Raw genomic sequence first — 26797 nt, 5'->3', positions numbered from 1 at the left:
GGGTCACACCTTTCGACTGGTGGTACGGGTCACACTTCCCGATGCCCGTCATCACCTCCCCGCTAAACCCGTGGGTGTCATCTCTTCCAGTGACTCCGGCAGCACGGCAGACTGTGTCGTCATGACGCTGCGAAGACGGTGGGGGCTCGCGGCGGTCGTCGCCGGCGTCACGCTGACGGCGGTCGGCGCCACGCGGTTGAGCGCGGCACCGGCTGCGGACTTCGGTACGGACGCGGCTCCACGGACCGCTGTCGTGGCCCCGTCCGTCCCCACCACCGAGCCGGCCTTCTCCCCGGCCGAGCCCTCGTCGCCGACGCCGGCGGTACCCGGGACGACGGTGGCGACCCCGGCCGGGCCCGGGACGACCGACGGCGGATCCCCGCCGACCGCTGTGGAAGCCGATCCCGCCACCGGCACGGACGCCCCGGAAGCCGGCGGTCCGGTGACGCCGGCGGTCCCGGCGGCGGACCGGCCGGTGGAGGTCAGGCTGGACCGGCTGGCCGTGTCCGCCCCGATCGACGAGGTGTTCGCCGTCGACGGGACGCTCCAGGTTCCGGAGGACCCGCGTCGGGTGGGCTGGTGGGCCGCGAGTGCGTGGGTCGGCGCGGCCGCGGGGACCACGGTGCTGGACGGCCACGTGGATTCCGCCAGTGCCGGCGTCGGCTTCTTCGTGCACCTGCGCGACCTCGTCGAGGGCGACCTCGTCACGGTGACCACCGCGTCCGGCCGGACGGTCGCCTACGCGGTCACCGCCCGCCAGACGTTCCCCAAGTCGGCGCCGCTGCCCGCCGCGCTGTTCGACCGGTCGGGCCCGCCGACGCTGGTCCTGGTGACCTGCGGCGGCCCGTTCGACCGCGACCGCGGCTCCTACGAGGACAACGTCGCGGTCACCGCCGTACCCGTCACCGGCTGACCGCCGGGGCCGTCGGGTCCGGGCGCGACGTCTCCCCGACGATCCACCGGAGGCGGTGGCGTCTCCACGCCCGCCCCGCTCGCCGGGTCGGCGTGTCGGAACCACGCCGGAACGGGTCGGTGAGGCGCAGTCCACCGACGGCACCCGGTGACGGGTTCGGCGGTGTTCGGCAGCCGCGGGTCGGCCGACGTTCCCGCACCGCCGCACGGTGCGCCGCGGAACCACCACGGCCCGGACGTCGCCGGGTCGGCGCGAACGCCCCACGGGCATGATGGTGCGGTGTCCTCCCGCCCGTCGGCCGACCCGCCCGGACTCTCCCCCGACGCAGCGCTCCCGGTCGTGCCGGTGACGCCGGGAGGCGCCGCAGGAGGCCCCGTCTCCATCCGGTCGCGCCCGATGGGCGTGCTGCTGCTCGCACTCGCCCTCCTCGCGGGCGTGACCGTACCGGCGTTGCTGGCCCGCCCGTGGGGTGCGGCGGCGGCCCGGGCACCGCTGCCCGAGCCACCGGCGGTGGGCAGCTGCCTGTCGGTTCCGTCCGACCCGGCGGCCGCCGGCCCGGCGGTCGACCCGGCAACGGCCGACGGCGGTGTCGTCGACTGCGCGGGGCCGCACCGGGCCGAGGTGGTGGCCGCCTGGCGGGCCGACGATCCGATCGTGGAACGACTCTCGCGGTTCTCCCGGTACCTCGATCGACCGTCGGACGGCCCGGACCGGGCGATGGGTGGCGTCACCGAGCACCTCGTCACCGCGTGCTGGCGGGCGGCGCAGGAGTACATCACGCCACCCGGGGACGCCACCCCGTGGCTGCCGGTACCGCCACGGGTGGTGCCGGCCCTGCTGCGCGCTCCTGACGACGGCAGCCCGCCGCGGTGGCGGTGGCTCTCGTGTGTGGTCGTCGCGGCCGACGACGCGTCGTGGGCCGGTCCGCTGCGCTGGCGGTCGACGTCACCCGTCCCGCGCCCGCCGTCGCTCGGGGCGAACTGCCGACCGGACGGCTCCGCGGCGCTGTCCCGTTGCGATCTGCCCCACCGGACCGAGGTGCTGGGCTGGCCGGACCGGTCGTGGGTGGGGTCCGCCGACGACCGGGCCGCCGCCTGCGTGCAGCTCGCGGCCACCATGACCGGCCGCGCCGACCCCACCTTCGGCGGCCGGGTACGGGTCGACGTCGTGACCCGGCAGCCGGTGCCCTACCAGGGCGCGTTACCGCTGTGCGTGGCCGGCCTGGTGGGCGACGGCGCCCTCGTCGGGTCGCTCATCGGTCTGGGCGACCGGGAGCTGCCGCTGCGGTGACGGGACCCGGCGCTCAGCTGCCGTTGAGGTTCTCGATGTTGTCGATGAGCTGCAGGATCTGGGCCGACAGCTCGCCGGCGTCCGGATGGTCGTCGGTGCCGATCTCCTCGGTGTATCCCCGCAACTCCTCGACCCAGGGAGCGACCTCGTCCCGCGGACGGTCCGGCCAGGTGTCGGCGATCTCCGCCACCCGCGTCCTGATCTGCTCGATGTGTGCCATCTGCGCCTCCGGTCTCGTGGACGCCGGTGTCGGGCGCCGTCCGTTCGTGCAGCTGGTACCCGCGGGGCACCCCGGCCACCCCTGCCGCCCCCGGGGCCGTGGCGGGAGTCCCGCCACGGCGGGAAGGATCCGGGGGTGGCTCCGCGGACGTCGACTCCGGAAACCTGTCGACGGCGCAGGCTCAGGCGCCCTTGACGTTGACGATCTGGTGCAGCTCGTGCACGACCTCGACCAGATCCCCCGCATCGTCCATCACCCGCTCGATCGGCTTGTACGCCGCCGGGATCTCGTCGATGAACTGGTCGGAGTCGCGGTACTCGATGCCCCGCATCGCCGCCCGGAGTTCGTCGCCGGTGAACGTCCGGCGGGCGCTGGACCGCGACTGCACCCGCCCGGCGCCGTGCGGTGACGAGTTCAGCGACGCCGGGTTGCCCTTTCCGACCACGACGAACGACGCCGTCCCCATCGATCCCGGAACGAGTCCCGGACGTCCGGCCTCGGCGTTGATGGCGCCCTTCCGGGACACCCAGACCTGCCGGCCGAAGTGCCGCTCCGAGGCCGAATAGTTGTGGTGGCAGTTGATGTCGTCGAACACCTCCACCTCGGCGTCGATCCAGTACCGCAGGCAGCGGATCATCCGGTCCATCATCTCGTCGCGGTTGAGCAGCGCGAAGTGCTGCGCCCAGGTGAGTTCGGTGATGTAGGCGTCGAACTCGGGTGTGTCCTCGACCAGGTACGCGAGATCCCTGTCGGGCAGCGGGATCCACCACTTCTCGGCCAGCCGCTGGGCGACCCCGATGTGGTGCTGGGCGATCCGGTTGCCCACACCCCGCGACCCGGAGTGCAGGAACAGCCACACCCGGTCCAGCTCGTCCAGCGTCACCTCCAGGAAGTGGTTGCCGCTGCCCAGGGACCCCAGCTGCAGGCGCCAGCGGGACGAACGCCCGTCGATGACCGGCAGCAGCTCCGCCGCCACCGACTCCAGCTCGGCCACCCGGTTCTCCGCGGTCTCCCGCAGCCGACGGTTCTGCTGTCCCGCCGACAGCGGGATGTCGCGTTCGATCGACTGCCGCAGCAGGGTGAGGTCCCGGCCGACGAGGTCGGCACGGGTGAAACCGGTACGCACGGCCCGCATCCCGCACCCGATGTCGACCCCGACCGCTGCCGGGATGATGGCACCCAGCGTGGGGATGACCGAGCCGACGGTGGCTCCCTTGCCGAGGTGGGCGTCCGGCATCAACGCCAGGTGCGGGTGGATGAACGGCATGGTGGCGGTGCGCTCGGCCTGGGCCAGCGACAGCTCGTCGAGGATGGAGGCCCAGCTGAGCAGCCGGGAGTTGATCTGGATCACGGGAGTCCCTCAGGGGTGTCCGCCGGGAGGGCGGTGGTGAGCGGGGGTCAGCGACGCCGGGACGGAGTGCGGGAGGCACTCCGTCTCGGTGGTTGTCGCCTCGTCGTCGCGTTCACGGTGTCCGTCCTGGTGCGTCGCGGCCCCGGCGGCCGTCCCGAGCACGGTACGTCGGTGCGCTCCCGGAGGCCACGGCATTACCGCCACGACAGGGCCGGGCGGGGGAAGCCGGTCCGCTGCGCGCGCCGCACGGCGGCGGCGGGTAGAGGCAGGGCATCTGCTGCCGCTGCGAGAGGTCGACCATGGACTCCTTCACCCGGGACGGTCTCACGTTCCCCGTCCTCGACGACGGCGACCGCGACGCCACCGCCGTCGTGCTGCTGCACGGCTTCCCGCAGCTGCCGTCGTCGTTCTCCGCGGTCGGTCGCGCCCTGAACGCCAACGGCCTGCGCACGCTGGTGCCGACCCAACGCGGGTACGCCCCCGCGAACACCCCGGCCGGTCGCAGCCGGTACCGCACCGTCGATCTCGTGGACGACGTACGGGCGCTGCTGGACACCGCAGGACTCGACCGGGTACATCTGGTCGGTCACGACTGGGGCGGTGCCGTCGCCTGGGCGGCGGCCGCCTGGCACCCCGACCGCATCGCCTCGCTCACCGTGCTGTCCACCCCGCACCCGACGGCGATGGCGGCGTCGCTGCTGCGCAGCGACCAGGCACTGCGGTCCTGGTACATCGGCCTGTTCCAGGCACCGCTGCTGCCCGAGGCGGTGCTGCCGCTGGTCCTGGGCCGCTCGTTGCGCTCCATGGGCCTGCCCGCCGACCTCGCCGACGAGTACCTCGCGGGTCTGCGGGGCCGGCTGACGGGCCCGCTGAACTGGTACCGCGCGGTGCCCTTCGCCGCCGGCACACCGATCGGTGAGGTCACCGTGCCGACCACGTACGTCTGGGGTCGGCACGACGCCGCGTTGGGCCGCACCGCCGCCGAGCGGACCGCCGGGCAGGTCTCGGGCGACTACCGCTTCGTCGAGCTCGACGCCGGACACTTCCTGCCCGAGACCCGACCGGACGACGTCTCCGAAGCGATCCTGCTCCGGGTGCGCAGCCGAGCGTCCTGAGTTCGGCCGACGGCCGAACGCACTGCTGCGAGCCGGTCTCGATCCGGTGCTCGCAACGGTGGGTCTGCACGGGTGGATCGGTGAACCCGGCGAGCGGCTGTCGGCCGGTGGGCCGGCGCGGCTCGAAGCGGCCCCGGCGCTGTTGAGCCCGGCGTCGATCCTGCTGGTCGAGGAACCGACCGCCCACCCGGGCACGGCGCCTGCTGAGCGGACGGTCGACCTGCTCGCCGCGGATCCCCGCACGGTGCTGATGGTCACCCAACCCGGCCCGGTGTGACGGGCGTCGGCGGATCCGCTGCCCGGACCGAACCGTTGCGCCCACGATGTCGATCGGGGCGGTGCCGGCTCGTCATGCAGGTGTCACCATCGACGGCGGGTCCGCAGCGGACGCCGCCCCACGGGAAGGAACACCCCATGCGCTATACCCTGCTGCTGCACTACCCGGAGATGTCGCCCGAGGAGCTCGGTCCCGAGGGACAGGAGTACGGGCAGCGCGCCTTCGCCGCCTACGCCGACGCGTTGTCCGCGGCCGGTGTGCTGCTGTCGGCCGAGGTGCTCCAGCCATCCGCGAGCACCACCACGGTCAGGACCCGCGACGGTCGGCTGCACATCCAGGACGGCCCGTACGCCGACACCAAGGAGCAGCTCGGTGGCAGCTTCGTGGTCGACGTCCCCGACCTGGATGCCGCGCTCGGCTGGGCGCAGCAGGCACCCTCGGTCGAATGGGGTGCGGTCGAGGTGCGGCCGGGTGCGGTGTTCTACGCCGACGGCGCCTGGCGGCCGAACGCGTGACCACGGCCGACGGGGAGGTACGCGCGGTCGCGGCCCGCACCGCGCGCACCTCCTACGGCCGGCTCGTCGCCGTCCTCGCGGCACTGCACGGCGATCTGCAACTCGCCGAGGACGCGTTGTCGGGGGCCTTCGAAGAGGCGCTGCGCAGCTGGCCGGAGAACGGTGTGCCGTCGAATCCCGAGGGGTGGCTGATCACGGTGGCCCGCAACCGGCAGCGCGACCTGTGGAAGTCCGTCGCCCATCGCAGCACCGTCCCGCTGGCCTTCGACGACCGGCGGTCCGACCGGCCCGATCCGTCGGCCGACGTCTTCACCGACCTCGATCCGGACCGCATCCCCGATCGCCGGCTGGCCCTGCTCTTCGTCTGCGCCCATCCGGCGATCGAGGAGGCCATCCGGACGCCGTTGCTGCTGCAGACCGTCCTGGGTTTCGAGGCCGCGCAGATCGCCGCCGCGTTCGCGGTGGCACCGGCGGCGATGGCGCAGCGGCTGGTACGGGCCAAGCGGCGGATCCGGGACACCCGTATCCCGTTCGTGGTGCCACCCCGGGAGGTGCTGACCGACCGGCTGGGACCTGTGCTCGAGGCGGTGTACGGCGCCTTCGCGATCGCCCGGACGCGACCGGACGCGGACGTCGCCGGCGACATCGCCGACGAGGCGGCGTATCTGGCGGTGACATTGGCCGGGATGCTGCCCGACGAGCCCGAGGTGTGGGGCCTGGCCGCGATGATCACCCTGGCGCGGGCCCGGGATCCGGGCCGGCGCCCCGGGCAGTACGTGCCCCTGGACGAGCAGGACCCGGCCTCGTGGGACCCTGCGCTGATCGCGGAGGGCGAGGCGTACCTGCGGCGCGCGGGCACGGGCGTGCCCGGCCGGTTCCGGCTGGAAGCGGCCATCCAGGCGGTGCACTGCGCCCGGGCCGTCACCGGCCGGACCGACTGGCAGGCCCTGCGGGTGCTCTACGAGGCGCTGTGCGTGGTGGCGCCGACGCTCGGCGCCCGGGTCGCCCGGGCCTCCGCGGTGGGTCACGTGGAGGGCCCTGCCGCCGGGCTCGCGGCGCTGGACGGTCTGGGCGCGGCGGCACAGACCTTCCAACCGGCCTGGGCGGTGCGGGCCCACCTGCTGGCCGCCGCCGCGCGGCCCGCCGACGCCCGGTCGGCGTACGTCCGCGCCGCCGCGCTGGCGACGGACCCGGCCGTCCGGGAGTTCCTACGGCAGCGCGCGGAGGCGCTGCCTGGGTGAGGGACCGGCTCACAGATCGGGGAGCATCGCGGCGTCGTAGCGCGTGCCGTCGACGTACAGCTCCACCCGCTCGGACCAGAACGCCCACAGCTGACGGACTCTCGCCGCATCGTCCAGCGGATCCTCGTAGGTCCAGGCGATGTCGTCGCCGCCGGGCAGATCGGCGCTGACGTACCCGGCGACACCTTTGTAGGCGCAGGTGGTCCGGGTCGGTGACGGATGCAGCAGGTCCATCCGGAGGTCCTCCCGCGGGAGGTAGTACCGGACCGGCAGGCCGGTCTCGAACAGGGCCACCGGGCGCCCGGACTCGGCGAGCAGCCGACCGCCGAGTTCCACCCGGATGTGGCGCTCGCTGGCCAGCACGTCGATACGGGCGAACGGGTCGTGGGGGTGGCTCACGACCGGCTGGTTCTCCTCGATCCAGTCGAAGCGGCCGAAGTCCAGCAGCATCCGACCGTCCAGGTCGGGGTCGTCGGGACGGAAAGCGACTTCGACGTCCGCGGGACCGTCGGCGGCGGCGAACGCGCGACCGGGGGTGGTGTGCCAGCAGAACCGACCCGGCGGGAGCACTGGCGGCAGGTCCGGCGGCAGCGGCGTCGGAGCCGTCGGGACGAGTCCGAGGGTGAGTTCGGCGGCCGGCACCGCGTACTGCGGCGTGACCCGGCGCGGCTCCCAGACGAGCAGCGCCCGGGTGGTGTCGAGGACGGTGCGCCCACGATGGCGGGCCCGCACCCGTTTCGGGGTGGTGGCGGTGCGCAGGTCCGGCAACCGCTCCAGGGCGGCCCGGTGCAGATCGAGAGCCATGGTGCTCAGGATGCGCCGACGTGTCCGCCCGCGCACGGCGACCCGGTCAGCCGGTCCCGCGGGCGGGTCCCGCGTCGCGGTAACGCAGCTCCCCCGCGTCCGAGGTCAACGTCAGGAAGCCCTCGGAGAGGGTGTACGTGCTGACTCCCGGCATCCCGTCCGTGACGGGGTACAGCAGTTCCGTCACGGCGTTCTCGACCACCATGACCTCCTCGGCGCAGGCCTTCTCGGTGCGGCCGAGGCCGAAATTGCGGAACTGCGCGGCGGCGGCGAGGACCGCGCCGAAGACGGCGTTGCAGCCGGTGGATCCCGTCAGCTCCACCTCCGAGATCTCGAACCAGGAGCTGACGTCAGGTCCGAGCGGCACGCGCTCCCCTCCCGCGCGGCGGTAGTCGGCCAACTCCCAGCGCCGACCGGTGACCTCGTGCGCCGGCTCCTGTCGGATGAGGGTCAGGCCCGGACCGTCGGCCGGCGACAGGACGAGGTCCCTGCCGCTGCGGACGACCGAAAGCGCAGCGGTCAGTACCTCGGTGGCGGTCTCCAGGTCAGCGGCGGTCGCGTCCCCGCAGAGGTCCGGTGTCGCGGGCTCCGGAGTGGGTGTCGCGGTGTGCGTCGTGCCGAGATGGTCGGTGTACGGGCCGGACATCTGCGGCGGCTCCTCCTGGAGAGTGACCTGCAGGCGGCCGTCCGCACCTGAGACCCGGCCGCTCCGCCCGTCGCAGCCCGCGGTCAGCAGCAGGCTCCCGTCCTGGATGACCACGGTGAGGGCGGTGACGGCTGCGTCGGCTGTGACGCGGTAGACCCCGTCGAACTCGTCCCCGGGCTCGGGCGCGTTCGTCACGGGCGACCCGGCGGTACCCGGCGGGCTCGGCTCCGCGGTGGTCATCGCCGTCGTGCCGGCCTGTCCGGGCGACCCGTTCGGCACAGGGACGGTCTCGCCGCTGTCGGCGCTCCGGGGTGTCGCGGCCGGCGCGCAACCGGCGAGCGCCACCGTGACGAGAGCGGTCCCGATGACCGTGCGCAGCATGACCATCGTCATCCCCCTTCGTAGGTCACGGTGATGGTGTCGGACGTGATCGTCAGCGTGTTCCCGTCGATGCGGTAGGCCGGCGGCGCATCGGCGAAGGGCTCGAGCATGACCTCGTCGACCGCCTCCAGGGGATCGCCGCAGCCCCTCGCGGTCGACATGAGACCGTTGGTGCGGATGACGCCGTCGGCGATGTAGGCGGATCCGCCGCCGGCGTTGCACCCGCCGGTGAGCGACAGGCGGTTGTCGCTGTAGCGCAGGACCGCCCGGACCCCGCCCGGCGCCGGCTCGACCGGACCGCCGGCCCGTCGGTAGCTCTGCAGGATCCAGTCGCGGTCGGCGAAGGCGGCGTCCGCCGGCACCGCGATCCGGCTGACGGTGACACCGTTGCGGTCGTTGCGTGACGACACCGAGACCTCGTCGCCGGTGCGGTGCAGCACCGGAGCACCCGCCAGGAGTGCCGTCACCCGGTCGTCGAACTCACGCGACCACGCGTCGCAGTCGACTGCAGCCGCGTCCGGTACCGGCGCGAGGTCGTCGACCTCGAGGTGTCCCGCCTCGAGGGCGAAGGTCCCGGTGACGGTCCCGCAGTTGCCCTCGGCGGTGATTCGCCCGTCGGCCATGGTGAGAACGAGAGTGGGACCGCTGGGCACGGTGCGGGCGTCATCGGGCGGCGGCTCCGTCCCGACGGGGAGCGAACTCTCGTACGACGTCCAGTACAGCAGGTTGAACGATCCCTCGAGCCCCGGGTCGGCGAACGTGTCGGGATCGTCCGCCGCGGGTCCCAGGACCCGCTGCAGCGACAGCGATGTCGACTCACCGTCGGTCGCCGTGAGTGTGGCCTGCTCCCCCGCCACCTCCCAGCGCATCGACCCGGTGAGCAGGTCGGCCAGTTCCTCTTCGGCGACGTCGAGGTCGGGCCCGCAGTCCGACGGGCGCAGACCGAAGTCCACCGGGCCGCCGGACACCGTCACCGCCGCGCCGGCCACGTCGGGTGGGCTCGCGGTGGGGGCGATCAGCATCCGACAGCCCATGGTGGCGGCCACGGCGTCCCGGGTGATCTCCACACGCGCCGGGAGAGCCGGCCGCCACCCGATGCCCGTGGCGGCCACCACCGTCCAGGTACCGACGACGGAGGGCCCCGCTGCCGGCGCGGTTGCCGTCGCGGTCGCCGCCGGTGTGTCGGCCGGTGTGGTGCCGGACTCTTCCGAGACGCCGGGCACCGCAGTCACGGCGCATCCGGTCAGGGTCAGGACCAGGGCGGTCACCGCGGCCGTCGTCCGATGTCTCATCGCTGCTCCTCCGAGTCACCTGGAGGACGCGACCGGTGCGCAGGGGGTTGCACGTGGTCAAGATCCAGCCGGCACCCGTGCGGTGACCGTCCAGGCGATGGCGTCCACGTCGAAGGGCCCCGCCGGCAGGAATTCGCGGCAGCGCCGGCGCAGCGCGGCTCGCGCAGCGTCGTCCAGACGCGCGACGTACGCCCGCGCCGGGCCGACGCCCGCCGGGCAGGGATCCCACCCGGTCCCGGGGTTGCGGAGCCGGCATCCGGACGCTCCGCCGGGCCGGCCGTTCGGCGAAGCGGCCCATGTAGTGCTGGTAGGCCTCGGCCGACACAGCGAAACTCATCGCGCCACGCTGGCCCCGGTCCGTCATCGGACGGCAGCTGCGGTCACCCCGTCGGCGTCCGTGCCGCCCGGAGCACCCGGTGCGCCACCGCCGGCGCCTCCGCGTCGTCACACCGGACGTCAGGCACCACCCCGGTGCCCTCCCAGTTGGTGCCGGTTCGTGGATCGCGGTACACGGCCTCGGCCAGGTGCGCCCGGACGGACGGGAGCACGACGACGGGGGTGATGTGGTCCGCCGCGCCGCGGGTGACCGACCCGACGACGGTGGCCCTGCCGGTGCTCTGCAGGAAGTAGGCCAGACCTTCTGCGGAGGAGAAGGTGCCCCGTCCGACGAGCACCGTCACCGGCACGTCGGCCGGCACGGTCGTCACCCCGGAGCCCGGCGTCCACCACTGCCGGACCCGGTCCCGGTACTCGACGTCGGCGAAGTGCACGTGCTCCGGTCCGAGCAGCCAGTCGAGCACCATACCGACCGTCGCCGGGTCGCCGCCGCCGTTGTCGCGCAGATCCAGCACGAGTCCCGACGCGCCGTCGAGCACGGCGAAGGCCGCGCGGAGGAACGGCGCGGCCGCGGCGACGCCGGCGAGCTGGTCCAGGACCAGGGTGCCGTGGCCGGTGGGCTCCCGCCGGACCTGCGACACGAAACCGCCCGCCGCACGCACCTCTGCCGGGTCGACCGTGGGCCAGCCGGGCGGGTCGACGTCCGGCGTGAGCCCGCCGCCGGGCTCGAAGAACAGGTCCAGGTGCCGGCAGAACCGCCGGGCCAGCGCCTCCACCGAGGCGACCGCCGGCCCGCTGAGGAGACGGCCGTCGCCGCCGAACTCCGCCCGCAGCGCCGCGACCATGAGTTCGCCCCGGGGCGGGTCGGGGAACAGCCGAGCCGTCCAGGAGTCCAGTGCGTCGACGAGAACGTCGACGGAGTCGATGGTCCCGGTGGTCGCCGCATCGTCCATGCGCCGACCATAGCCACGAGCCGACCGGTGCGGCCACAGTTGCGCCGACGGCGCAGCCACGGCCACCCCGCCGGGAGTGGCCTCCGGACCGGGGGTGTCCGCTCGGCTCAGCCGGTGCCGACGAGGAGCCGCGGGAATTTCGGCGGGTTCACCGCGGCCATCTCCTCGAGCACCCGGATGACCTGGCAGCTGTAGCCGAACTCGTTGTCGTACCAGACGTAGAGCACCAGATCGGTGCCGTTGCTGATCGTGGCCAGACCGTCGACCACCCCGGCGTGCCGGGATCCGACGAAGTCGCTGGACACCACCTCGGGCGATTCGATGTAGTCGATCTGCTGGTGCAGATCCGAGTCCAACGAGACCGACCGCAGATGGGAGTTCACCTCGCTCTTGGTGGTGGGCCGCTCCAGGGTGAGGTTGAGGATGGCCATCGAGACGTCGGCGGTGGGGACCCGGATCGCGCTGCCGGTGAGCTTGCCGGCGAGCTCGGGCAGGGCCTTGGCGACCGCCTTGGCCGCGCCGGTCTCGGCGATCACCATGTTCAGCGCCGCGGAGCGACCGCGGCGGTCACCGGCGTGGAAGTTGTCGACCAGGTTCTGGTCGTTGGTGAAGGAGTGGACGGTTTCGACGTGCCCGTGCACGATCCCCCACCGGTCGTTGACGACCTTCAGCACCGGCGTGATCGCGTTCGTGGTGCACGACGCCGCGGTGATCATGGTGTCGTCCGGCGTGATGTCGGTGTGGTTGATGCCGTGGACGACGTTCTTGAGGCCGCCGCCGCCCGGCGAGGTGAGCAGCACCCGGGCCACCCCCGGGGACTGCAGATGCAGCGAGAGGCCGTCCGGCTTGCGCCACTTGCCGGTGTTGTCGATGACGATGGCGTCGTCGATCCCGTACGACGGATAGTCGACCGTCGACGGGTCGTCGGAGTAGATGACCTGGATGAGGGTGCCGTTGGCGAGGATGGTGTTGTTCTCGGCGTCGACGGTGATGGTGCCGTCGAACGGGCCGTGGATGGTGTCGCGGCGCAGCAGGCTCGCCCGTTTGACGATGTCGTTGGCTGTCGGCACGTTGCTCTTGCGCACCACGATCGCACGCAGCCGCAGGTTCTGGCCGCCACCGGCGTGTTCGATCAGGATGCGGGCCAGCAGCCGCCCGATGCGACCGAAGCCGTACAGCACGACATCGGTGCTGTGCGAGACGCTCCGACCGCGGCCGCCGACGACCGGCGCCAGCTCGGCTCGGAGGTAGTCCTCCAGGGAGCGCCCGGCCCCGTCGGTGCGGTAGGCCGCGGACAACCGCGCGAGATCGATCGAGGCGGCGCCGAGGTCGAGCGCGGCCAACGTCCGCAACACCGGCAGCGTGTCCTCCAGGGGCAGTTCCACGTCGTCGATCTGGCGGGCGAAGCGGTGGGCCTTGAGCAGGCCGATGACGGACCGGTTCACCAGACTGCGGCCGTACACCGAGGTCACCACGTCGTTACGCCGGTACAGCTGGCCGATCAGCGGGATCATCTGCTCGGCGAGCTCCTCGCGCTGGATCCAGCTCGCGCGGTGGGCGTCGACGAGGGTGTCCTCGTACTCCTTGGGTGCCTGGGCACGTTCGGCCAGCAGGGTGGTGAGTGATTCCGTCATCAGGGAGAGGCTCCTCGTCGAGTCCGCGTCGCCGCGTCGAGATCGTCGTGGTGGGAACAGGTGTCGGTGACGCCGCGGGCGGACGCCGGTGGCCGGGGGTGAGCGGTCGGACCAGGTGCGCGGCGCACCCCGCGGCTCGAAACTATCGCGGCCGGGCGCCGGTCCCGGCTGGTGTTCCGGGGATCACACGAGGTGGGCCCGGCCGCCGCGAGATGCTCGACACACCCGACCCCGCCACAGGTCTCGGAACGGTCGTGCCCTTCCCGGGCAGGTGTTCCGCAGGGCCCGGAGGGACCGCGACAGCGGCCGTTCTCTACCGCACCCGAACCGATTCAGAGCCGGCCGGGTGAGAAGGATCGCACCGCAACGGGATCCGGAGTCCAGACGTGACCGCCGGCACACCCGCGCGGGGTCGGCGGCGATCATCGGCGGCGGTGCGCCCACCATGCCGCCGCCGCGGTCGCCAGGCCCATCAGGAACAGCGGCGCCGGTGAGTGCTGGCCACGGGCGCCGGTCGACACGGCGGCGGCCAGCAGCAGTACCGCCGCACCGGCGAGCCAGAGCCGCACGCGCCGGGAAGGACGGCGACGACGGCGACGGATCGGACTCACCCCGCGGACCGGCTCCGCCACCACCGGCGGACCCGGGAGGTGAGGCCGTCGGTGACGGTGTTCGCGAGCTCGAACACCGCCGGTCCGAAGGCCGCGCCGGTCATCCCGAGGACGGCTTCGGCGTGGACGGCCCGGGCGGTCGGGACGTCCGCGACCGACACCCCGTGTTCCGCGGCCACTGTGGCGAGCAGCACCGGGAACCGGTCGGTGCCGCCTGTCCCCCCGGCCAGTGCGAGCGCCGCCGGCGTGACGAGTCCCTGCCCGGTCCAGTGCCGGGCGCGCTCCGGCAGGGTCGCCGGATCGAGCAGGCCCAGCACGCGCGCGGCGTCCGCCGCCCGCAGGTCGCGCAGGGCGGTGGCCCGGCCGGTGGGGTCGCAGGCGTCGTGCACCACCTCATTGTGACGTCACCCGCTCCGGTCGGCCGCCGACCGACTCCGACAGGTCCGCGCTCGCGCGGTGGAGGTGGCCGCGCCGCCGCAGCACCTCCCCGGACGAGCGGCCCGGTGGTCACCGTCACGGCTGCTGCGGTCAGGTGTCCGGCCCCGTCAGGGACCGTCCGGCGGCGGTACGACGACCGCATGCTCGACCGCCGGCCGAGCGAGGCTCGACCCGCTCGGCAGTGGCGCGACGAGCTGCGACCCGGCGGCACCGGACGGAACTCCGGTCACCGCGGCGGGTCCTCACCGACCAGGCCGTCGATCGATTCGCGGATGAGGTCGGCATGGCCGGTGTGGCGGGCGTACTCCTCGATCATGTCGACCACGAGTCGCCGGACGTTGAGCGGTCCCTCACCCTTCGGGACGGCGGTCATCGCATCGAGGCCGCCGTCGGCGACCGCAGCCGTCACCGCCGCTTCCGAGGCGGCCACCGCCGCCCGCCAGGCGGCGAGGAGCTCGTCGGGGGTGTGAGCAGCGGCCGTGCTCCATTCCCAGTCCGGCTCGTCGTGGTCCTCATTCCAGGGCGGCCCCGGATCGGCGCCGCGCAGCGTCCAGGTGAAGGTGACCTGCTCGACGAAGGCGAGGTGGCGGACGAGTCCGCCGAGGGTCATGGACGACGGCGCGAGCGGCGTCCGCATCGCCGCCGCGTCCAGACCGCTGCACTTCCAGTGGAACGTCCGGCGGATCCGGTCGAGCGCGCCCAGCAGGTTCTGGGTCTCGGTTCCCGCGGGTGGGAAGTCACCCGCCGTGTCAGGTGTGGTCATCCGCAGGACCGTAGGGCACTCCGGCCGGGCCCCGGCAGGTCCGGACGGGTGCAGATCGCCGCTGCGCCCGCCGTCCGGCTGGGGTCATCCGCGGGTGGTGCCCCGGCGGGCCGATCAGACGATGCTGACGATCACGTGCCGACCCGACGCGGCGGCCCGCTCGTAGAAGTCGATCAGGGATTCCACAGCGGTGAACAGCCGACTGACCAGATCCTCCCGGTCACCGTCGAAGATCCCGTCCGGGTAGGCCTCGACGCGTTCGGCCGCCGTCGGGGTGAAGGCACGGCCGCGGGCCGGCACGTCCACGGCCTTCAGACCGGCGATCAGCGCGGGCAGGTCGGGGGCCGGGGTGAAGGCGATGAAGTCGGCGTCGTCGTCCTCGAAGAACAACTGCACCCCGACGATGGCGTCGCTGATCGGGTCGTCGTCCAACGGGGTCGACGCACTCACCCCCGTAATGACGAAATGCAGGGCGTCCCACAACGATCCGAGATCGAGCACCTCGTGGGCCGGGTCGCGCTCGAGCGTGCGGACGTCGTCGAGCAGGTCGACGCCGGAGTCCAGCAGGGCGGTCAGCTCGTCCTGGTTGATCATGAGATACCGCGCGGTGACCGACATGGGTCGATGATCCCACGGGCTTGCCGGGTGGTCGCCGCCGCGGGTGACCGACGGGGCGGAGCAGTGCCCGCCGTCCCGTCCCGTCGCGGCGCTGCGGTGGCGGTCGGCGGGCGGTGCGCGGGAGGACGGCCGCCCCGCACTTGGCCGGCGTCGCCGTCGACGATCACGCCACCGGAGGGCGGTCTACCCTCACGGTCATGGGTGCTTCCGGCAGCGGCGGCCCGATCCCGCCCCGCCCGACGCCGCGGCCGTGGCCCGGCGAGGCGGACCGGCTCGCGGCCGAGGCGGTCGCGGCGGGCGACCCGACGGGCTGGTTCGACCGGCTCTGGAGCCGGGCCCGGGACGGCGAGACCACGATGCCGTGGGACTCCCGTGAACCGCAGCCGCTGTTGGCCGGATGGACGGCCGACCGGCCACCGGGATGGCGGCCGGCATCGGCCGTGGTGGTGGGCTGTGGGCTGGGAGCCGACGCCGAACACGTCGCCGCCCTCGGTGTCCCCACCGTCGCCTTCGACGTCTCGGCCACGGCCGTGGAACTGGCCCGTCGGCGGTATCCACGCTCGGCGGTGGACTACCGCCACGCCGACCTGTTCGCGCCGCCCGCATCCTGGCACCGGGCCTTCGAACTGGTCGTGGACGTCTACACCGTCCAGGCCCTGCCGCGCGAGGTCCGCGCCGCGGCCACGGCGGCGGTGGCCGGGCTGCTGGCCCCCGGCGGCCGCCTGGTGCTCACCGTGTTCGCCGCCCGGCCGGACGACGATCTCACGGCCGGTCCGCCGTGGCCGCTCACCGAGACCGACGTCGCGGCCTTCACCGACCTGCTCGAGCCGGTCACGGTCGAGCGGCTGCCGTCGGAGCGCGCTCCCGGACGGTTGTTCTGGCGGGCGGTGTTCCGCCGCCCGGCCGACTGACCCGACACCGGGGGGCGGAGCCCGGACAGGCCCCGCCCCCGCGGACAGTCGATCAGTTCCACACCCCGTTCGGTGTGCTCTGCCAGGTGTGCCAGAGCGCGCCGTCGCCGCCCCGGACGAACGCCTCGAGTCGGCCGTCGGCGTTGCGACCGACGGTGGGTCCCTCGGTCTGCAAGCCGCCGAGCGACGACCAGCCACCCCAGCCGCCGTTCGGGACCAGCTGCCAGATGTGCCACAGCGCACCGTCACCGCCCCGGACGAACACCTCGAGCCGTCCGTCGGCGTTGGCGCGGACCGCCGGGAGGGTGATGCCGCCGCCGAGGGACGCCCAGCCGCTCCACGTGCCGTTCGGGGCGACCTGCCAGAGGTGCCACAAGGCACCGTCGGTGCCGCGGGCGAAGACCTCGAGCCGTCCGTCGGCGTTACGGCCGACCGCGGGCGCCTCGGTGATCACGCCGCCGAGGGACGCCCAGCCGCTCCAGGTGCCGTTCGGGGCCACCTGCCACTGGTGGTACAGCGCGCCGTCGGTGCCGCGGACGAACACCTCCAGCCGGCCGTCCTGGTTCCGGTCGACGGCGACCGTGCTGCCGAGAACGCCGCCGAGAGACTCCCAGCCGCTCCAGGTGCCGTTCGGGCGGACCTGCCAGATGTGCCAGAGCGCACCGTCGAGGCCCTTCACGAACACCTCCAACCGGCCGTCGGCGTTGCTCGACACCACCGGCTGGAAGATGCCCCCGCCCAGGGATTCCCAGCCGCTCCAGGTGCCGTTCGGCGCGGTCTGCCAGCGGTGCCACAGCGCGCCGTCCGTGCCGCGCGCGAAGACCTCCAGCCGACCGTCGGCGTTGCGCCCCACGGTCGGCGCACCCTGGATGACGCCGCCGAGGGAGCTCCAGCCGCCCCATCCGTTGCTGGGGGCGGTCTGCCAGATGTGCCAGAGCGCGTTGTCGGCACCCCGGACGAACACCTCCATGCGCCCGTCGGCGTTGTCGGCCACCCGGGCGTCGGAGACGATGCCGCCGAGAGACGCCCAGCGCAGCCGCGCACCGTAGATGGACCGGATACCGGCGATGTCGTCGGCCCTCAGTTCGCGTCGGGGACCGCCGTAGTAGGCGTACATCACCGCGTCCGGGTCGGCGGAGTGGTTGAGGCCGAGACCGTGGCCGAGCTCGTGCAACGCCACGGTGGGCAGGTCGATCCCGGTGGGCGGGGTGCTGACCGACCATGTCTCGGCGTCGTCGAAGTGGCAGTCGCCGGCGATGTCGCCTCCGTTGGGCGGCGGGTAGAAGCAGTGCGCGAGCACACCGCTGGGACCGTCGAACGGCGATCCGTCGCCGTGGTCGCCGTTGACCCAGGAGATCCGGATGTCGCCGGTCACCGGGTTCTCGGTGAAGTCCAGCGGGCAGACCGCCGCCCACCGGTCGAAGGCGCCGCGCAGGGCGGCACGCTGGTCGGCCTGGCTCAGATCGGGTGAGAAGCCGTTGAAGTGGTAGGAGACCTGGTGGGAGGTCCAGCGGTTGCCCTGGGCGACGAACGGCGCGATCCCGTCGCCGCCGACGACCGGCTGGTCGGGGAAGCCGCAGCGCGGCCGGCCCATGAGCTCCAGGGTGGCCTCGTCGACCGCGCCGGTGACCGGCAGGCCGTGCTGCTGCTGGAACTGGCCGACGGCGGTCGCCGTCGCGTCGTCGTAGGTGGTGGAGTCGCCGGGGCCGAACGCCATCACCGGGCGGAACAGCAGGTTCCCCGTGCGGATGCCGGGGTTGGGGAAGTAGCCGAACCGCGTGAGATACGCGTGCAGGGCGGCGACCTGGTCACCGGTGTCGCCGGTCGCGAGAACGGTGGTGGGGGCGTCGATGTGACGGTGGGGTCGCATCAAATCGCGGCCGGGGATCGGCACGGGTGCCGTTCCCGGGGAGCTGATGTGCGGGTCGGTGGTGGTGTCGGATCGGTGCGGTGACGTCATCGTCATGGCTGGTCCTCGGTTCGGGGCTAAGGGTGGGCGGATCGGGTCGGCGTCGCGAGCGTCATCCGGGCAGAGCACCGTGCGGGCATCGCTGATACGTCCCGGCTCGGGGATGTCCCGAAGGGGCAGCTACCGTCGTGCCGTCACGAGCACTCGGCCGATCGGGTGAGACGAGACGACGAGGTGGGGGCATCGGTGTCAGAACAGTCCGACGAGCGGATGCGCGCCGCGATCGAGCTGGTGGAAGGGCGCACCGGCGACGGCGCCGACGTCCTCCGGCCCGCCCCGACCCCGCAGGCGGCACCGTGACGGACACCGACCCCAGGATCGTGCTGCAGCCACACCTTCCCGTCGGCGAGACGCTGCTCTGGGCCGGTCGCCCCGACGCGCGGAAGCGGTTCACCAGGGTGGACCGGGTGATGATCCCGACCAGCGTCCTCATGCTGGGTTTCACCGCGTTCTGGCTGTACCAGGCGATCAGCAGTGGGGCGCCGTGGTTCTTCCGGGTCGTCGGAGCCGTGATCACGGGCGTCGCCCTGTGGGCGGTCGCGGGCCGCTTCGTGTTCAAGGCGCGGCGTGCGCGCGCCACCGTCTACGGCCTGTCCACCGACACCGCTTCCATCGTGAGCGGCGGCGCCACCACCGAGATCCCGCTCCGGTACGCGCCGCTCACCGTCTCGGGCACCGCCGACGGCTCGCACCTCACCGTGTTGCTGCAAACCCGGGGAAGTGACGACCAGCCGTGGTGGAAGGGTCGCCGTGGTGGTTTCTTCGGCGTCACTCCCGACAACACCGGTGCGGAGATGCTGGGTGGCGGCAGCTTCACCAACGCGTTCTACGACGTCGCCGAAGTCGCGGGTCTGCGCCGCGCCCTCACCACCATCAACGACCGCCTCGACCGGCGCTGAGTCGGTCGGGCCGCTCGCCCGAGCCGGAATTCAGCCGGTCCGACGCTCGTAGACCCCCACCTCGGTACCCGTCCAGAACTCGCCGATGCCGGTGAACGCGGCGCGCACCTTGTCGTGGTCCCAGTCGTCGACCACGTGGTGCTCGTGCTCGTTGCCCTCGATCTCGCCCTGCGGATAGTGCACGATAGGGATCGACAGGTACACGGCGCGGCGCGCGGCGGCCGCGGAGCGTTCCCACAGGTCGAGTGCGTCCGCTTCGGTCATGTGCTCGGCGACGTCACCGAGGATGACGACATCGCAGACAGGCAGGTCGATCTCGCGTGCGTCGCCGACGACGATCTCGTCGTAGTAGTCGTTCAGCCGGTACGTGTGGACGTAGGGCTCGTAGATCTCGAGCCCGATCAAGCGGGAGATCGACGGTCCCGCAGGCAGTTTGGCGTAGGTGCCCACGCCGGGACCGACGTCGAGCACGACCAGCGGCCCCGACTCGGCGGCCAGCGCGTCGACACGTCCCTTGGTCCAGGACTTTCCCTCGGCAGAACTCAGTGGCATGCGGATCTCACTGCCCGGCGGGCGCGAGCGGCAATCCTGTCATCGGCGCCCCGCCCCCTCACGCGGGGACCGGGACGTGGGTGGGCCCACCCGGCTCATCGGGATCATCCGGATTGAGCGGGTCGTTGGGGTGCAGCGGGTGCACCGGCTCCTCGGGCAGCGGCTCGACCGGAGCCGGCGGCAACGTCTCCGGGGTGTCGGGCAGCAACTCCCCCGGATCGTCGGGGACGGGCTCGGACGGGTCGATCGCCGGGTAGTCCGGCGTGTCACCTGCGGGGAGATCCTCGGGTTCCAACCTCGGTTCGGTCATGCGTCCACTGTGACACAGCCGACTCCGGGTGCGTCGGGCCGGTCTCACGACGCCGTCCAGCGGTACTCGATCTCCGGCCGGCCGCTGCGGCCGTGCCGCTGGTGCCGCTGCACCGGCCCGGAGTCCACCAGGTGCTCGAGGTAGCGCCGCGCGGTGACCCGGGACAGATTGCTGCGGGTCGCGACCTCCAGGGCCGACAACCCGGTGTCCGCCGCGGCCGCCCGCTGCTCCTGCAGCACCCTCGAGACGTCCTGCAGCGTCGCCTCCGTCAGTCCCGACGGCAACGACTCCCCGCCACCGCGGCGCAGTGTCGCCAGCGCCCGGTCGATGTCGAGCTGACCGGAGATGCTGGCGCCGTCGCGGAGCTGCTGCCGGAACTCCCGGTACTGCACCAGCTTGTCCTGCAACGAGCGGAAGGTGAACGGTTTGAGGATGTACTGCACGACCCCCAGCGACACCGCCGCGCGGACCGAGGGCAGGTCACGGTTGGCCGTCACCGCGATGACGTCGACGTCGGCCCGGGCCATCCGCAGGGCCCGGCAGATCTCGAGTCCGTGCGCGTCCGGCAGGTTGAAGTCCAGGAGCACCATGTCGACCCGGTGCTGTTTCAGGAACGCCATGGCCGCCTGGGCGTTGTTCACCGTCCCGGTGACGCGGAACCCCGGCACCCGTCCGACGAACTCCGCGTGGGCCTCGGCCGTCAGTGGTTCGTCCTCCACCACGAGGACCGCGATCTCGCCGACGCCGGGACGGGGCGCTGCGCCGGTCACGAGGTCGCCGCGACGACCGGGCGTGGCCCCGGCGTCGGCGCACCGGCCATGGGCAGCCGCACGGTGAAGTGCGCGCCACCGAGCGGACCGTCGTCGACCTCGATGCTGCCGCGGTGCCGGCGCACGACCTGGTCGACGAGGGCCAGTCCGAGGCCGCGGCCGCCGGGGGTGGTCACGACCTTGGTCGACCAACCACGGGTGAAGGCCGACCGCTGCACCTCCGGGGGAAGTCCCGGTCCGGAGTCGGAGACCTCGACGACGAGATCGCCGTCCTCGGGCAGCACCGCCACCTCGACCACCCGCACCCCGTCCAGCGGCCCCTCCGCCGTCGCGTCCAGGGCGTTGTCGACGAGGTTGCCCAGAACGGTGACCAGGTCCCCGACCGGCACGGCCCCGGCGGGCACCCGGGTGTCGTCGGTGATCCGCAGCTCGACCCCGCGTTCGGCCGCCTGCGACGTCTTGCCCAGCAACAGGGCGGCCAGCACCGGCTCCGCGACGGACTCCACCACCCGGTCGGTGAGCCATTGCGACAGCTCGAGTTCCGAGGTCGCGTACTCGACGGCGGCGTCGTACCGGCCGGTCTCGACCAGTGTGACCACGGTGTGCAGCTTGTTGGAGGCCTCGTGGGCCTGCGAGCGCAGCGACTCGGCGAACGCGCGGACGGTGTCGAGTTCGCCGGTGAGCGACTCCATCTCGGTGCGGTCGCGCAGCGTCGCCACGGTGCCGTAGGTGCGGCCGTGGAAGGTCGCGTCGGACTGGTTGACCACCAGCACCCGGTCGTTGGCCAGATGCATCTCGTCGCGGGCCCCGACGCCCGACCCCAGCAGGTCGAGGAGATTCTCGGGCAGCGGGAGGTCGGCGATCCGGGCGCCGGCCCGCGCCCCGGGGACGCCCAGCAGTCGCACCGCCTCGTCGTTGATCATGGCGATGGTGCGCGTGTCGTCGACCACCACCAGTCCCTCGCGGATCGAGTGCAGCACCGCGTCGTGGGAGGCGTAGAGCTCCTCCAGCCCCTTCGCGTCCAGACCGCTCGTCTGCCGCCGTAGCCGGCGGCTCACCAACGTCGCCCCCACGAGTGCGGTCAGCAGGGCCACCATCAGTCCCACGAGCAGGACGGGGAGCTGGGCGACGAACTGGCTGTGGATGGCGTCGGTGGTGACACCGACGCTGACCAGCGCCACGATCGCGCCGGCGGCGTCCCGGATCGGCGACACCGCCCGCACCGACGGCCCGAGGGTGCCGGTGTAGGTCTCGGTGAAGGTCTGCCCGGCCAGCGCCCGGTCGATGTTGCCGAGGAAGCGGCCGCCGATCTGGGTGGGGTCGGTGTGGGTGAACCGGGTGCGGTCGGGGTCCATGACGACGATGAAGTCCGCCCCCGTCGCGGACCGCAGTCGCTCGGTGTACGGCTGCAACGTGGTGGTCGGGTCGGTGGTCGCGATCTGGGCGCCCACCCAGGGATCGGTGGCGACCGCGTCGGCCACCCGCAGCACCTCGTCCGTGGTGTCCTGATCCTCGCGGTTCGCGGCCAACAGCACGCTGGTCAGACCGGCGGCACCCAGCACGAACAGCAGCAACAGCGTCTGCAGGATGAGCAGCTGGCTCGCCACGCTGACCCGGCGGACCCGGGATCTGGCTGTCATCATCGTCACATTCTCCACGCCGGCGGTCCTGGCTGAACACAACGAACACAACCGAGACCCGTCGCCGAGCTCTCCCGCACAGTTCTCCCAGCACCGGTCAATGGATTGCCCGGGCCCGAATCACGGAGGTTGCTATGGCAGGAACCGTCACCATTCCGGAGGGGAAGCCGAAGCGGAAGGTCGGCACCCACTGGCTCTACATCGCGGTGATCGTCGCGGTCGTCCTCGGCATCGCCGTCGGCCTCATCTTCAAGAAGGACGCGGCCGGGCTGGCCACCATCGGCACCGCGTTCGTCAACCTGATCAAGATGATGATCGGCCCGATCATCTTCTGCACGATCGTGCTAGGCATCGGTTCCATCCGGAAGGCCTCCCAGGTCGGCAAGGTCGGCGGCATCGCCCTGCTGTACTTCGTCGTGATGTCGACCTTCGCGCTCGTGCTGGGACTGCTCGTCGGCAACGTCATCCACCCCGGCGACAGCCTGCAGGCCGCGGGTGCGGCCTACGAGGTCCCCAAGACGCCGGGTTCCGGGAACTTCCTGCTGGACATCATCCCGACGTCCCTGCTGTCCTCGCTGACCTCCGGTTCGGTGCTGCAGGCCCTCTTCGTCGCCCTTATCGTCGGGTTCGCGCTGCAGGCCATGGGCAAGAAGGGCGAGCCGATCCTCAACGGCATCGCCAGCATCCAGAAGCTCGTCTTCAAGATCCTCGCCGGCATCATGTGGCTCGCCCCGATCGGTGCCTTCGGCGCCATCGCCGGCGTCGTCGGCAACACCGGCTGGTCGGCCATCGCCGCGCTCGGCATGCTCGTCGGCGTCTTCTACGCCACCTGCCTCGTGTTCGTCGTCGTCATCCTCGGCGCCCTGCTGAAGTTCACCACCGGGCACAGCATCTTCAGCTTGATGTACTACCTGCGCCAGGAGTACCTGCTGATCGTGGCGACCTCGTCGTCCGAGACGGCGCTGCCCCGCCTCATCGCCAAGATGGAGCACCTGGGCGTGTCCCGCCCCGTCGTCGGCATCGTCGTCCCGACCGGCTACTCGTTCAACCTGGACGGCACCGCCATGTACCTGACGATGGCCTCGCTGTTCATCGGCAACGCCCTGGGCACCCCGCTGTCGGGCTCCGAGCAGATCTCCCTGCTGCTGTTCATGATCATCGCCAGCAAGGGCGCCGCCGGCGTCACCGGTGCCGGCCTCGCCACCCTCGGTGGCGGTCTCGCCTCGCACCGGCCGGATCTCGTCCCCGGCGTCGGCCTCATCGTGGCCATCGACCGCTTCATGTCCGAAGCCCGCGCGCTGACCAACTTCTCGGGCAACGCGGTGGCCACCCTGATCATCGGGCACTGGGTCAGGGAGGTCGACAACGATCAGGTCAAGCGGGTCTTCTCCCGTCAGGATCCGTTCGACGACACCGACATGCTCGACGAGCACCACCACGTCCCGGGCACGCAGGAGGCGCCGAAGAAGGTCCTCGTCACCGACGAGTCGACCCCACGGCCGCACGCCGCGGTCTGACCCCGCAGCGGCACACCCGCCGGCCCGACCGTCCCGCCCGATCACCGATGAAGGAACCCGCCGTGACGAACGTCCCCTACCAGCTGGTCACCGAGGACGGCCGGGTGGTCGCGCGGATCGCCGCCCGCGGCTCCGCCGTCCTCGCGTCGCCGACCATCAACCGGGGCACCGCGTTCACGCTCGAGGAGCGCGACTCGCTGGGGTTGACGGGGCTTCTCCCCACGGGGGTCACCACGTTGGACGGTCAGGTCCGCCGGGTGTACGCGCAGTACCTCGAGCAGTCCGGCGATCTGCGCAAGTGGGTCTACCTGGCCAACCTGCGCGACCGCAACGAGGTGCTGTTCTACCGGCTGCTCACCGAGCACCTCTCCGAGATGCTGCCCGTCGTCTACACCCCGACCGTGGGCCTGGCGATCGAACGGTTCAGCCACGAATTCCGCCGGCCGCGGGGCGTCTACCTGTCGGTGGACCACCCCGAGGACGTCGAGACCGCTCTGCGCAACACGGGTCTCGGCGAGGACGACGTCGACCTGCTGGTGGCCACCGATTCCGAGGGCATCCTCGGGATCGGTGACCAGGGCGTGGGCGGCATCGAGATCTCCATCGGCAAGCTGGCCGTCTACACCGCCGCCGCCGGCATCCACCCCCGCCGGGTGCTGCCGGTGGTGCTGGACATGGGCACCGACAACCTGACGCTGCTCAACGACGACATGTACCTCGGGGAACGGCACGCCCGGGTCCGCGGGCGGCGTTACGACGACCTCATCGAGGCCTACGTGACGGCGTGCGCGAAGTTGTTCCCGAACGCGATGCTGCACTGGGAGGACTTCGGGGCCGCCAACGCCCGCCGCATCCTCGACAAGTACGCCGGCACCTGCTGCACCTTCAACGACGACATGCAGGGCACCGCGGCGGTGGTCCTCGCCGCCGCGTTCTCCGCGGTGAAGGCGGCCGGCACCCGGATCAGCGACCAGCGGGTCGTCATCTACGGAGCCGGCACCGCGGGTCTGGGCATCGCCGACATGATGCGTGACCAGATGGTCCGCGAGGGGCTGTCGCGGCAGGAGGCGACCTCCCGCTTCTACCCGCTGACGCGCAGTGGGCTGTTGCTGGACGACATGAAACTGCTGGATTTCCAGGTGCCCTACGCCCGTTCGCGGGCCGACGTGGCCGACTGGGTCGACGCCGACGGCAGGATCGGTCTGGCCTCGGTCGTGGCGCACGCCCGCCCCACGATGATGATCGGCACGTCCACCCAGACCGGCGCCTTCACCGAGGCGATCGTGCGCGACATGGCCGCCCACACCGAGCGGCCGATCATCATGCCGCTGTCGAATCCGACCTCGAAGTGCGAGGCACTGCCCGCGGACCTCATCGCCTGGACGGACGGCCGCGTCCTCACCGCGACCGGCAGCCCGTTCGAACCGGTGGTCCACGAGGGTCGCAGCTACGCGATCGCACAGGCCAACAACGCCCTGGTCTTCCCCGGCCTCGGACTCGGCGTCACCGTCGTCAGGGCGAGCCGGATCACCGACCGCATGATCGCCGCGGCCGCCGACGCGGTCGCCGGGATGAGCGACGCCACGACGCCCGGCGCACCACTGCTGCCGTCGATGGACAACCTGCGGCGCGCCTCGGCCGCCGTGGCCATCGCGGTCGCCCGGGCAGCCGTCGCCGAGGGCCTGGCGCGGACCGGTCTGGACGACGCCATCCAGCAGGTGCACCAGGCGATGTGGCGACCGGTGTACCCCGCCATCCAGGCCGTCTGAGCCCATCCCGACCCGCGCCGTCCGTCCCCGATCCATCCGGGACGGGCGGCGCGTCCGCGTCCGGTTGTCGGCGCGGCCGGTCGGCGCGAGAATGCATGCGCTCCGGTCAGCTCCGATGGAAAGGCGGCGCCATGTCCAGCGTGCTCAATCCCTACCTCAGCTTCCGTGACAACGCGCGGGAGGCCCTCGAGTTCTACCGGTCCGTCTTCGGCGGCGAGCTGAACATCAGCACCTTCGGCGAATTCGGGATGTCGGACGACCCGGCGCTGGCCGACCACGTCATGCACGGTCAGTTGACCACCACCCAGGGCTTCACCCTGATGGCGTCGGACACCCCGCCGTCCATGCCGCTGACCGTCGGCGACTCGGTGTCGGTCTCGCTGAGCGGGGACGACCTCACCGAACTCGGCGGCTACTGGGACAAGCTGGTCGACGGCGGCACGGTCACCGTGCCGATGGAGCCCGCACCGTGGGGCGACACCTTCGGCATGTGCGTGGACCGGTTCGGCATCAACTGGCTGGTCAACGTGGCGGGCAGTGGGCAGGGCGGCTGACCGTACGGGTGTCGCCGCCCCGGTCGGAGCAACCCGGGGTTGCTCCGGTCGGTGCTCGGGTAGGACTCCGACATGCCCATCCCCAGCAGTGGTTACGCCCATGTCCGCATCACCGTCACCGACATCGGACGATCGAAGTCGTTCTACGACGAGCTGTTCGGCTGGCCGACCGCCGTCGACAACTCGGCCCGGGTCGATGAGCCCGGGGTCACCTCCTCACCGCAGGAGTTCTTCGGCGGCGTGGTCTACCAGACGCCGAGCGGCGCACTGTTCGGACTGCGCCCCAGTGCGCCCGGCGGTCAACGGTTCGACTCCGAGCACGTGGGTCTGGACCACTTCAGCTTTCTCGTCGAGTCGCGCGAGGTGCTGATCGACGCCGCCGCCTGGTTCGTCGCCCACGACGTCGAACACGGCGAGATCATCGATCTGACGGACTCCGGTCTGGCCATCCTGTCGTTCACCGACCCGGACGGCATCCACGGGGAACTGACCGCACCGCTGGGCTGAG

At 72.3% G+C, this 26797-nt stretch carries 28 protein-coding genes; 12 read left to right on the top strand and 16 right to left on the bottom strand.

Annotated features, from left to right (window positions below; translation table 11 throughout):
• Positions 1–121 precede the first annotated feature (121 nt).
• Complete coding sequence (locus DB033_RS05290) at positions 122–913, top strand: class F sortase (protein WP_111765761.1); 792 nt, start codon at positions 122–124, stop codon at positions 911–913.
• A 279-nt stretch (positions 914–1192) separates the two neighbouring features.
• The gene (locus DB033_RS05285) at positions 1193–2203 is read left to right on the top strand and encodes a hypothetical protein (protein ID WP_157970514.1); all 1011 of its coding nucleotides are present in this window, start codon (positions 1193–1195) and stop codon (positions 2201–2203) included.
• 13 nt (positions 2204–2216) lie between these two features.
• Here the strand turns inward: DB033_RS05285 and DB033_RS05280 are convergent, their stop codons facing one another.
• Both DB033_RS05280 and DB033_RS05275 read right to left on the bottom strand, forming a co-directional pair.
• The gene (locus tag DB033_RS05280) at positions 2217–2423 is read right to left on the bottom strand and encodes a hypothetical protein (protein ID WP_111765759.1); all 207 of its coding nucleotides are present in this window, start codon (positions 2421–2423) and stop codon (positions 2217–2219) included.
• A 181-nt stretch (positions 2424–2604) separates the two neighbouring features.
• Positions 2605–3774, bottom strand: coding sequence for an RtcB family protein (locus DB033_RS05275; protein WP_111765758.1), 1170 nt, complete (start codon positions 3772–3774; stop codon positions 2605–2607).
• 299 nt (positions 3775–4073) lie between these two features.
• Here DB033_RS05275 and DB033_RS05270 point away from each other — a divergent pair, with 299 nt between their 5' ends.
• The 4 genes from DB033_RS05270 to DB033_RS05255 all read left to right on the top strand — a co-directional run bounded on the left by DB033_RS05270 (position 4074) and on the right by DB033_RS05255 (position 6922).
• Positions 4074–4889 (top strand): alpha/beta fold hydrolase, encoded by an 816-nt coding sequence (locus tag DB033_RS05270; RefSeq protein WP_111765757.1) that lies wholly within the window; start codon positions 4074–4076, stop codon positions 4887–4889.
• A gap of 58 nt (positions 4890–4947) precedes the next feature.
• Complete coding sequence (locus DB033_RS05265; protein WP_111765756.1) at positions 4948–5166, top strand: hypothetical protein; 219 nt, start codon at positions 4948–4950, stop codon at positions 5164–5166.
• Positions 5167–5303: 137 nt separating this feature from the next.
• Positions 5304–5681, top strand: a complete 378-nt coding sequence (locus DB033_RS05260; RefSeq protein ID WP_111765755.1) for a YciI family protein — start codon at positions 5304–5306, stop codon at positions 5679–5681.
• Positions 5678–6922, top strand: coding sequence for an RNA polymerase sigma factor (locus DB033_RS05255; protein WP_205843658.1), 1245 nt, complete (start codon positions 5678–5680; stop codon positions 6920–6922). Before DB033_RS05260 ends, DB033_RS05255 begins: the two co-directional genes overlap by 4 nt.
• A gap of 9 nt (positions 6923–6931) precedes the next feature.
• On the opposite strand, the gene DB033_RS05250 is transcribed toward DB033_RS05255, so the two are convergent.
• From DB033_RS05250 to DB033_RS05215, 9 genes are all read right to left on the bottom strand, one after another.
• Positions 6932–7726 (bottom strand): DUF427 domain-containing protein, encoded by a 795-nt coding sequence (locus DB033_RS05250; protein WP_111765753.1) that lies wholly within the window; start codon positions 7724–7726, stop codon positions 6932–6934.
• Positions 7727–7772: 46 nt separating this feature from the next.
• The gene (locus DB033_RS05245; RefSeq protein ID WP_111765752.1) at positions 7773–8765 is read right to left on the bottom strand and encodes an META domain-containing protein; all 993 of its coding nucleotides are present in this window, start codon (positions 8763–8765) and stop codon (positions 7773–7775) included.
• Positions 8762–10045, bottom strand: coding sequence for an META domain-containing protein (locus DB033_RS05240; protein ID WP_111765751.1), 1284 nt, complete (start codon positions 10043–10045; stop codon positions 8762–8764). Before DB033_RS05240 ends, DB033_RS05245 begins: the two co-directional genes overlap by 4 nt.
• Before the next feature lie 380 nt (positions 10046–10425).
• Complete coding sequence (locus DB033_RS05235) at positions 10426–11334, bottom strand: S41 family peptidase (protein WP_111765750.1); 909 nt, start codon at positions 11332–11334, stop codon at positions 10426–10428.
• Between the two features lie 107 nt (positions 11335–11441).
• Positions 11442–12968, bottom strand: coding sequence for a glyceraldehyde-3-phosphate dehydrogenase (locus DB033_RS05230; RefSeq protein ID WP_111765749.1), 1527 nt, complete (start codon positions 12966–12968; stop codon positions 11442–11444).
• 422 nt (positions 12969–13390) lie between these two features.
• Positions 13391–13537: a hypothetical protein gene (locus tag DB033_RS20530; RefSeq protein WP_157970513.1), complete on the bottom strand. Its 147-nt coding sequence runs from the start codon at positions 13535–13537 to the stop codon at positions 13391–13393.
• A gap of 38 nt (positions 13538–13575) precedes the next feature.
• Complete coding sequence (locus DB033_RS05225) at positions 13576–13968, bottom strand: hypothetical protein (protein ID WP_157970512.1); 393 nt, start codon at positions 13966–13968, stop codon at positions 13576–13578.
• A gap of 275 nt (positions 13969–14243) precedes the next feature.
• Entirely contained in the window at positions 14244–14780 is a 537-nt protein-coding gene (locus DB033_RS05220) for a mycothiol transferase (protein ID WP_111765747.1), read from the bottom strand.
• Positions 14781–14894: 114 nt separating this feature from the next.
• Positions 14895–15398, bottom strand: coding sequence for a YfbM family protein (locus DB033_RS05215; protein WP_111765746.1), 504 nt, complete (start codon positions 15396–15398; stop codon positions 14895–14897).
• A 197-nt stretch (positions 15399–15595) separates the two neighbouring features.
• On the opposite strand from DB033_RS05215, the gene DB033_RS05210 reads away from it, so the two are divergent.
• Positions 15596–16309, top strand: a complete 714-nt coding sequence (locus DB033_RS05210; protein WP_111767264.1) for a class I SAM-dependent methyltransferase — start codon at positions 15596–15598, stop codon at positions 16307–16309.
• Between the two features lie 52 nt (positions 16310–16361).
• Here the strand turns inward: DB033_RS05210 and DB033_RS05205 are convergent, their stop codons facing one another.
• Positions 16362–18275: a DUF8189 domain-containing protein gene (locus DB033_RS05205; RefSeq protein WP_111765745.1), complete on the bottom strand. Its 1914-nt coding sequence runs from the start codon at positions 18273–18275 to the stop codon at positions 16362–16364.
• Between the two features lie 299 nt (positions 18276–18574).
• Here DB033_RS05205 and DB033_RS05200 point away from each other — a divergent pair, with 299 nt between their 5' ends.
• On the top strand, positions 18575–19177 hold the full coding sequence (locus DB033_RS05200) for a hypothetical protein (protein ID WP_111765744.1): 603 nt from the start codon (positions 18575–18577) through the stop codon (positions 19175–19177).
• A gap of 30 nt (positions 19178–19207) precedes the next feature.
• Here the strand turns inward: DB033_RS05200 and DB033_RS05195 are convergent, their stop codons facing one another.
• From DB033_RS05195 to DB033_RS05180, 4 genes are read right to left on the bottom strand one after another with little or no spacing between them, the layout of a single operon-like run.
• The gene (locus DB033_RS05195) at positions 19208–19729 is read right to left on the bottom strand and encodes a class I SAM-dependent methyltransferase (protein WP_111765743.1); all 522 of its coding nucleotides are present in this window, start codon (positions 19727–19729) and stop codon (positions 19208–19210) included.
• Between the two features lie 58 nt (positions 19730–19787).
• Positions 19788–20039, bottom strand: a complete 252-nt coding sequence (locus DB033_RS20525) for a hypothetical protein (RefSeq protein ID WP_157970511.1) — start codon at positions 20037–20039, stop codon at positions 19788–19790.
• A gap of 44 nt (positions 20040–20083) precedes the next feature.
• The gene (locus DB033_RS05185) at positions 20084–20809 is read right to left on the bottom strand and encodes a response regulator (protein WP_111765742.1); all 726 of its coding nucleotides are present in this window, start codon (positions 20807–20809) and stop codon (positions 20084–20086) included.
• Positions 20806–22452, bottom strand: coding sequence for a sensor histidine kinase (locus DB033_RS05180; RefSeq protein ID WP_205843657.1), 1647 nt, complete (start codon positions 22450–22452; stop codon positions 20806–20808). Before DB033_RS05180 ends, DB033_RS05185 begins: the two co-directional genes overlap by 4 nt.
• A 131-nt stretch (positions 22453–22583) precedes the next feature.
• Between DB033_RS05180 and DB033_RS05175 the strand changes: the two genes are divergently transcribed.
• From DB033_RS05175 to DB033_RS05160, 4 genes are all read left to right on the top strand, one after another.
• Positions 22584–23966, top strand: a complete 1383-nt coding sequence (locus DB033_RS05175; RefSeq protein WP_111765741.1) for a cation:dicarboxylate symporter family transporter — start codon at positions 22584–22586, stop codon at positions 23964–23966.
• A 62-nt stretch (positions 23967–24028) separates the two neighbouring features.
• Positions 24029–25735 carry an NAD-dependent malic enzyme gene (locus DB033_RS05170; RefSeq protein ID WP_240615749.1) on the top strand — a complete coding sequence of 569 codons (1707 nt, stop codon included), beginning with the start codon at positions 24029–24031 and terminating at the stop codon, positions 25733–25735.
• A 131-nt stretch (positions 25736–25866) separates the two neighbouring features.
• Positions 25867–26289, top strand: coding sequence for a VOC family protein (locus DB033_RS05165; RefSeq protein WP_111765739.1), 423 nt, complete (start codon positions 25867–25869; stop codon positions 26287–26289).
• A gap of 72 nt (positions 26290–26361) precedes the next feature.
• The gene (locus tag DB033_RS05160) at positions 26362–26796 is read left to right on the top strand and encodes a VOC family protein (RefSeq protein ID WP_111765738.1); all 435 of its coding nucleotides are present in this window, start codon (positions 26362–26364) and stop codon (positions 26794–26796) included.
• The last annotated feature ends 1 nt before the right edge of the window (position 26797 follow it).

The organism is Nakamurella deserti (genome assembly GCF_003260015.1).
GTDB lineage: Bacteria > Actinomycetota > Actinomycetes > Mycobacteriales > Nakamurellaceae > Nakamurella > Nakamurella deserti.
The sequence above is the reverse complement of the archived record's forward strand: the minus strand, read 5'-3'. Positions and strand labels throughout refer to the sequence as shown.

Excerpts from the sequence above, each read along its gene's own strand:
- DB033_RS05165 (WP_111765739.1), top strand. The coding sequence starts at position 25,867 with ATGTCCAGCGTGCTCAATCCCTACCTCAGCTTCCGTGACAACGCGCGG.
- DB033_RS05240 (WP_111765751.1), bottom strand. The coding sequence starts at position 10,045 with ATGAGACATCGGACGACGGCCGCGGTGACCGCCCTGGTCCTGACCCTG.
- DB033_RS05195 (WP_111765743.1), bottom strand. The coding sequence starts at position 19,729 with ATGCCACTGAGTTCTGCCGAGGGAAAGTCCTGGACCAAGGGACGTGTC.
- DB033_RS05235 (WP_111765750.1), bottom strand. The coding sequence starts at position 11,334 with ATGGACGATGCGGCGACCACCGGGACCATCGACTCCGTCGACGTTCTC.
- DB033_RS05250 (WP_111765753.1), bottom strand. The coding sequence starts at position 7,726 with ATGGCTCTCGATCTGCACCGGGCCGCCCTGGAGCGGTTGCCGGACCTG.
- DB033_RS05205 (WP_111765745.1), bottom strand. The coding sequence starts at position 18,275 with ATGACGATGACGTCACCGCACCGATCCGACACCACCACCGACCCGCAC.
- DB033_RS20525 (WP_157970511.1), bottom strand. The coding sequence starts at position 20,039 with ATGACCGAACCGAGGTTGGAACCCGAGGATCTCCCCGCAGGTGACACG.
- DB033_RS05215 (WP_111765746.1), bottom strand. The coding sequence starts at position 15,398 with ATGTCGGTCACCGCGCGGTATCTCATGATCAACCAGGACGAGCTGACC.
- DB033_RS05270 (WP_111765757.1), top strand. The coding sequence starts at position 4,074 with ATGGACTCCTTCACCCGGGACGGTCTCACGTTCCCCGTCCTCGACGAC.
- DB033_RS05210 (WP_111767264.1), top strand. The coding sequence starts at position 15,596 with ATGGGTGCTTCCGGCAGCGGCGGCCCGATCCCGCCCCGCCCGACGCCG.
- DB033_RS05290 (WP_111765761.1), top strand. The coding sequence starts at position 122 with ATGACGCTGCGAAGACGGTGGGGGCTCGCGGCGGTCGTCGCCGGCGTC.
- DB033_RS05245 (WP_111765752.1), bottom strand. The coding sequence starts at position 8,765 with ATGACGATGGTCATGCTGCGCACGGTCATCGGGACCGCTCTCGTCACG.
- DB033_RS05280 (WP_111765759.1), bottom strand. The coding sequence starts at position 2,423 with ATGGCACACATCGAGCAGATCAGGACGCGGGTGGCGGAGATCGCCGAC.
- DB033_RS05260 (WP_111765755.1), top strand. The coding sequence starts at position 5,304 with ATGCGCTATACCCTGCTGCTGCACTACCCGGAGATGTCGCCCGAGGAG.
- DB033_RS05175 (WP_111765741.1), top strand. The coding sequence starts at position 22,584 with ATGGCAGGAACCGTCACCATTCCGGAGGGGAAGCCGAAGCGGAAGGTC.
- DB033_RS05180 (WP_205843657.1), bottom strand. The coding sequence starts at position 22,452 with ATGATGACAGCCAGATCCCGGGTCCGCCGGGTCAGCGTGGCGAGCCAG.
- DB033_RS05160 (WP_111765738.1), top strand. The coding sequence starts at position 26,362 with ATGCCCATCCCCAGCAGTGGTTACGCCCATGTCCGCATCACCGTCACC.
- DB033_RS05230 (WP_111765749.1), bottom strand. The coding sequence starts at position 12,968 with ATGACGGAATCACTCACCACCCTGCTGGCCGAACGTGCCCAGGCACCC.
- DB033_RS05220 (WP_111765747.1), bottom strand. The coding sequence starts at position 14,780 with ATGACCACACCTGACACGGCGGGTGACTTCCCACCCGCGGGAACCGAG.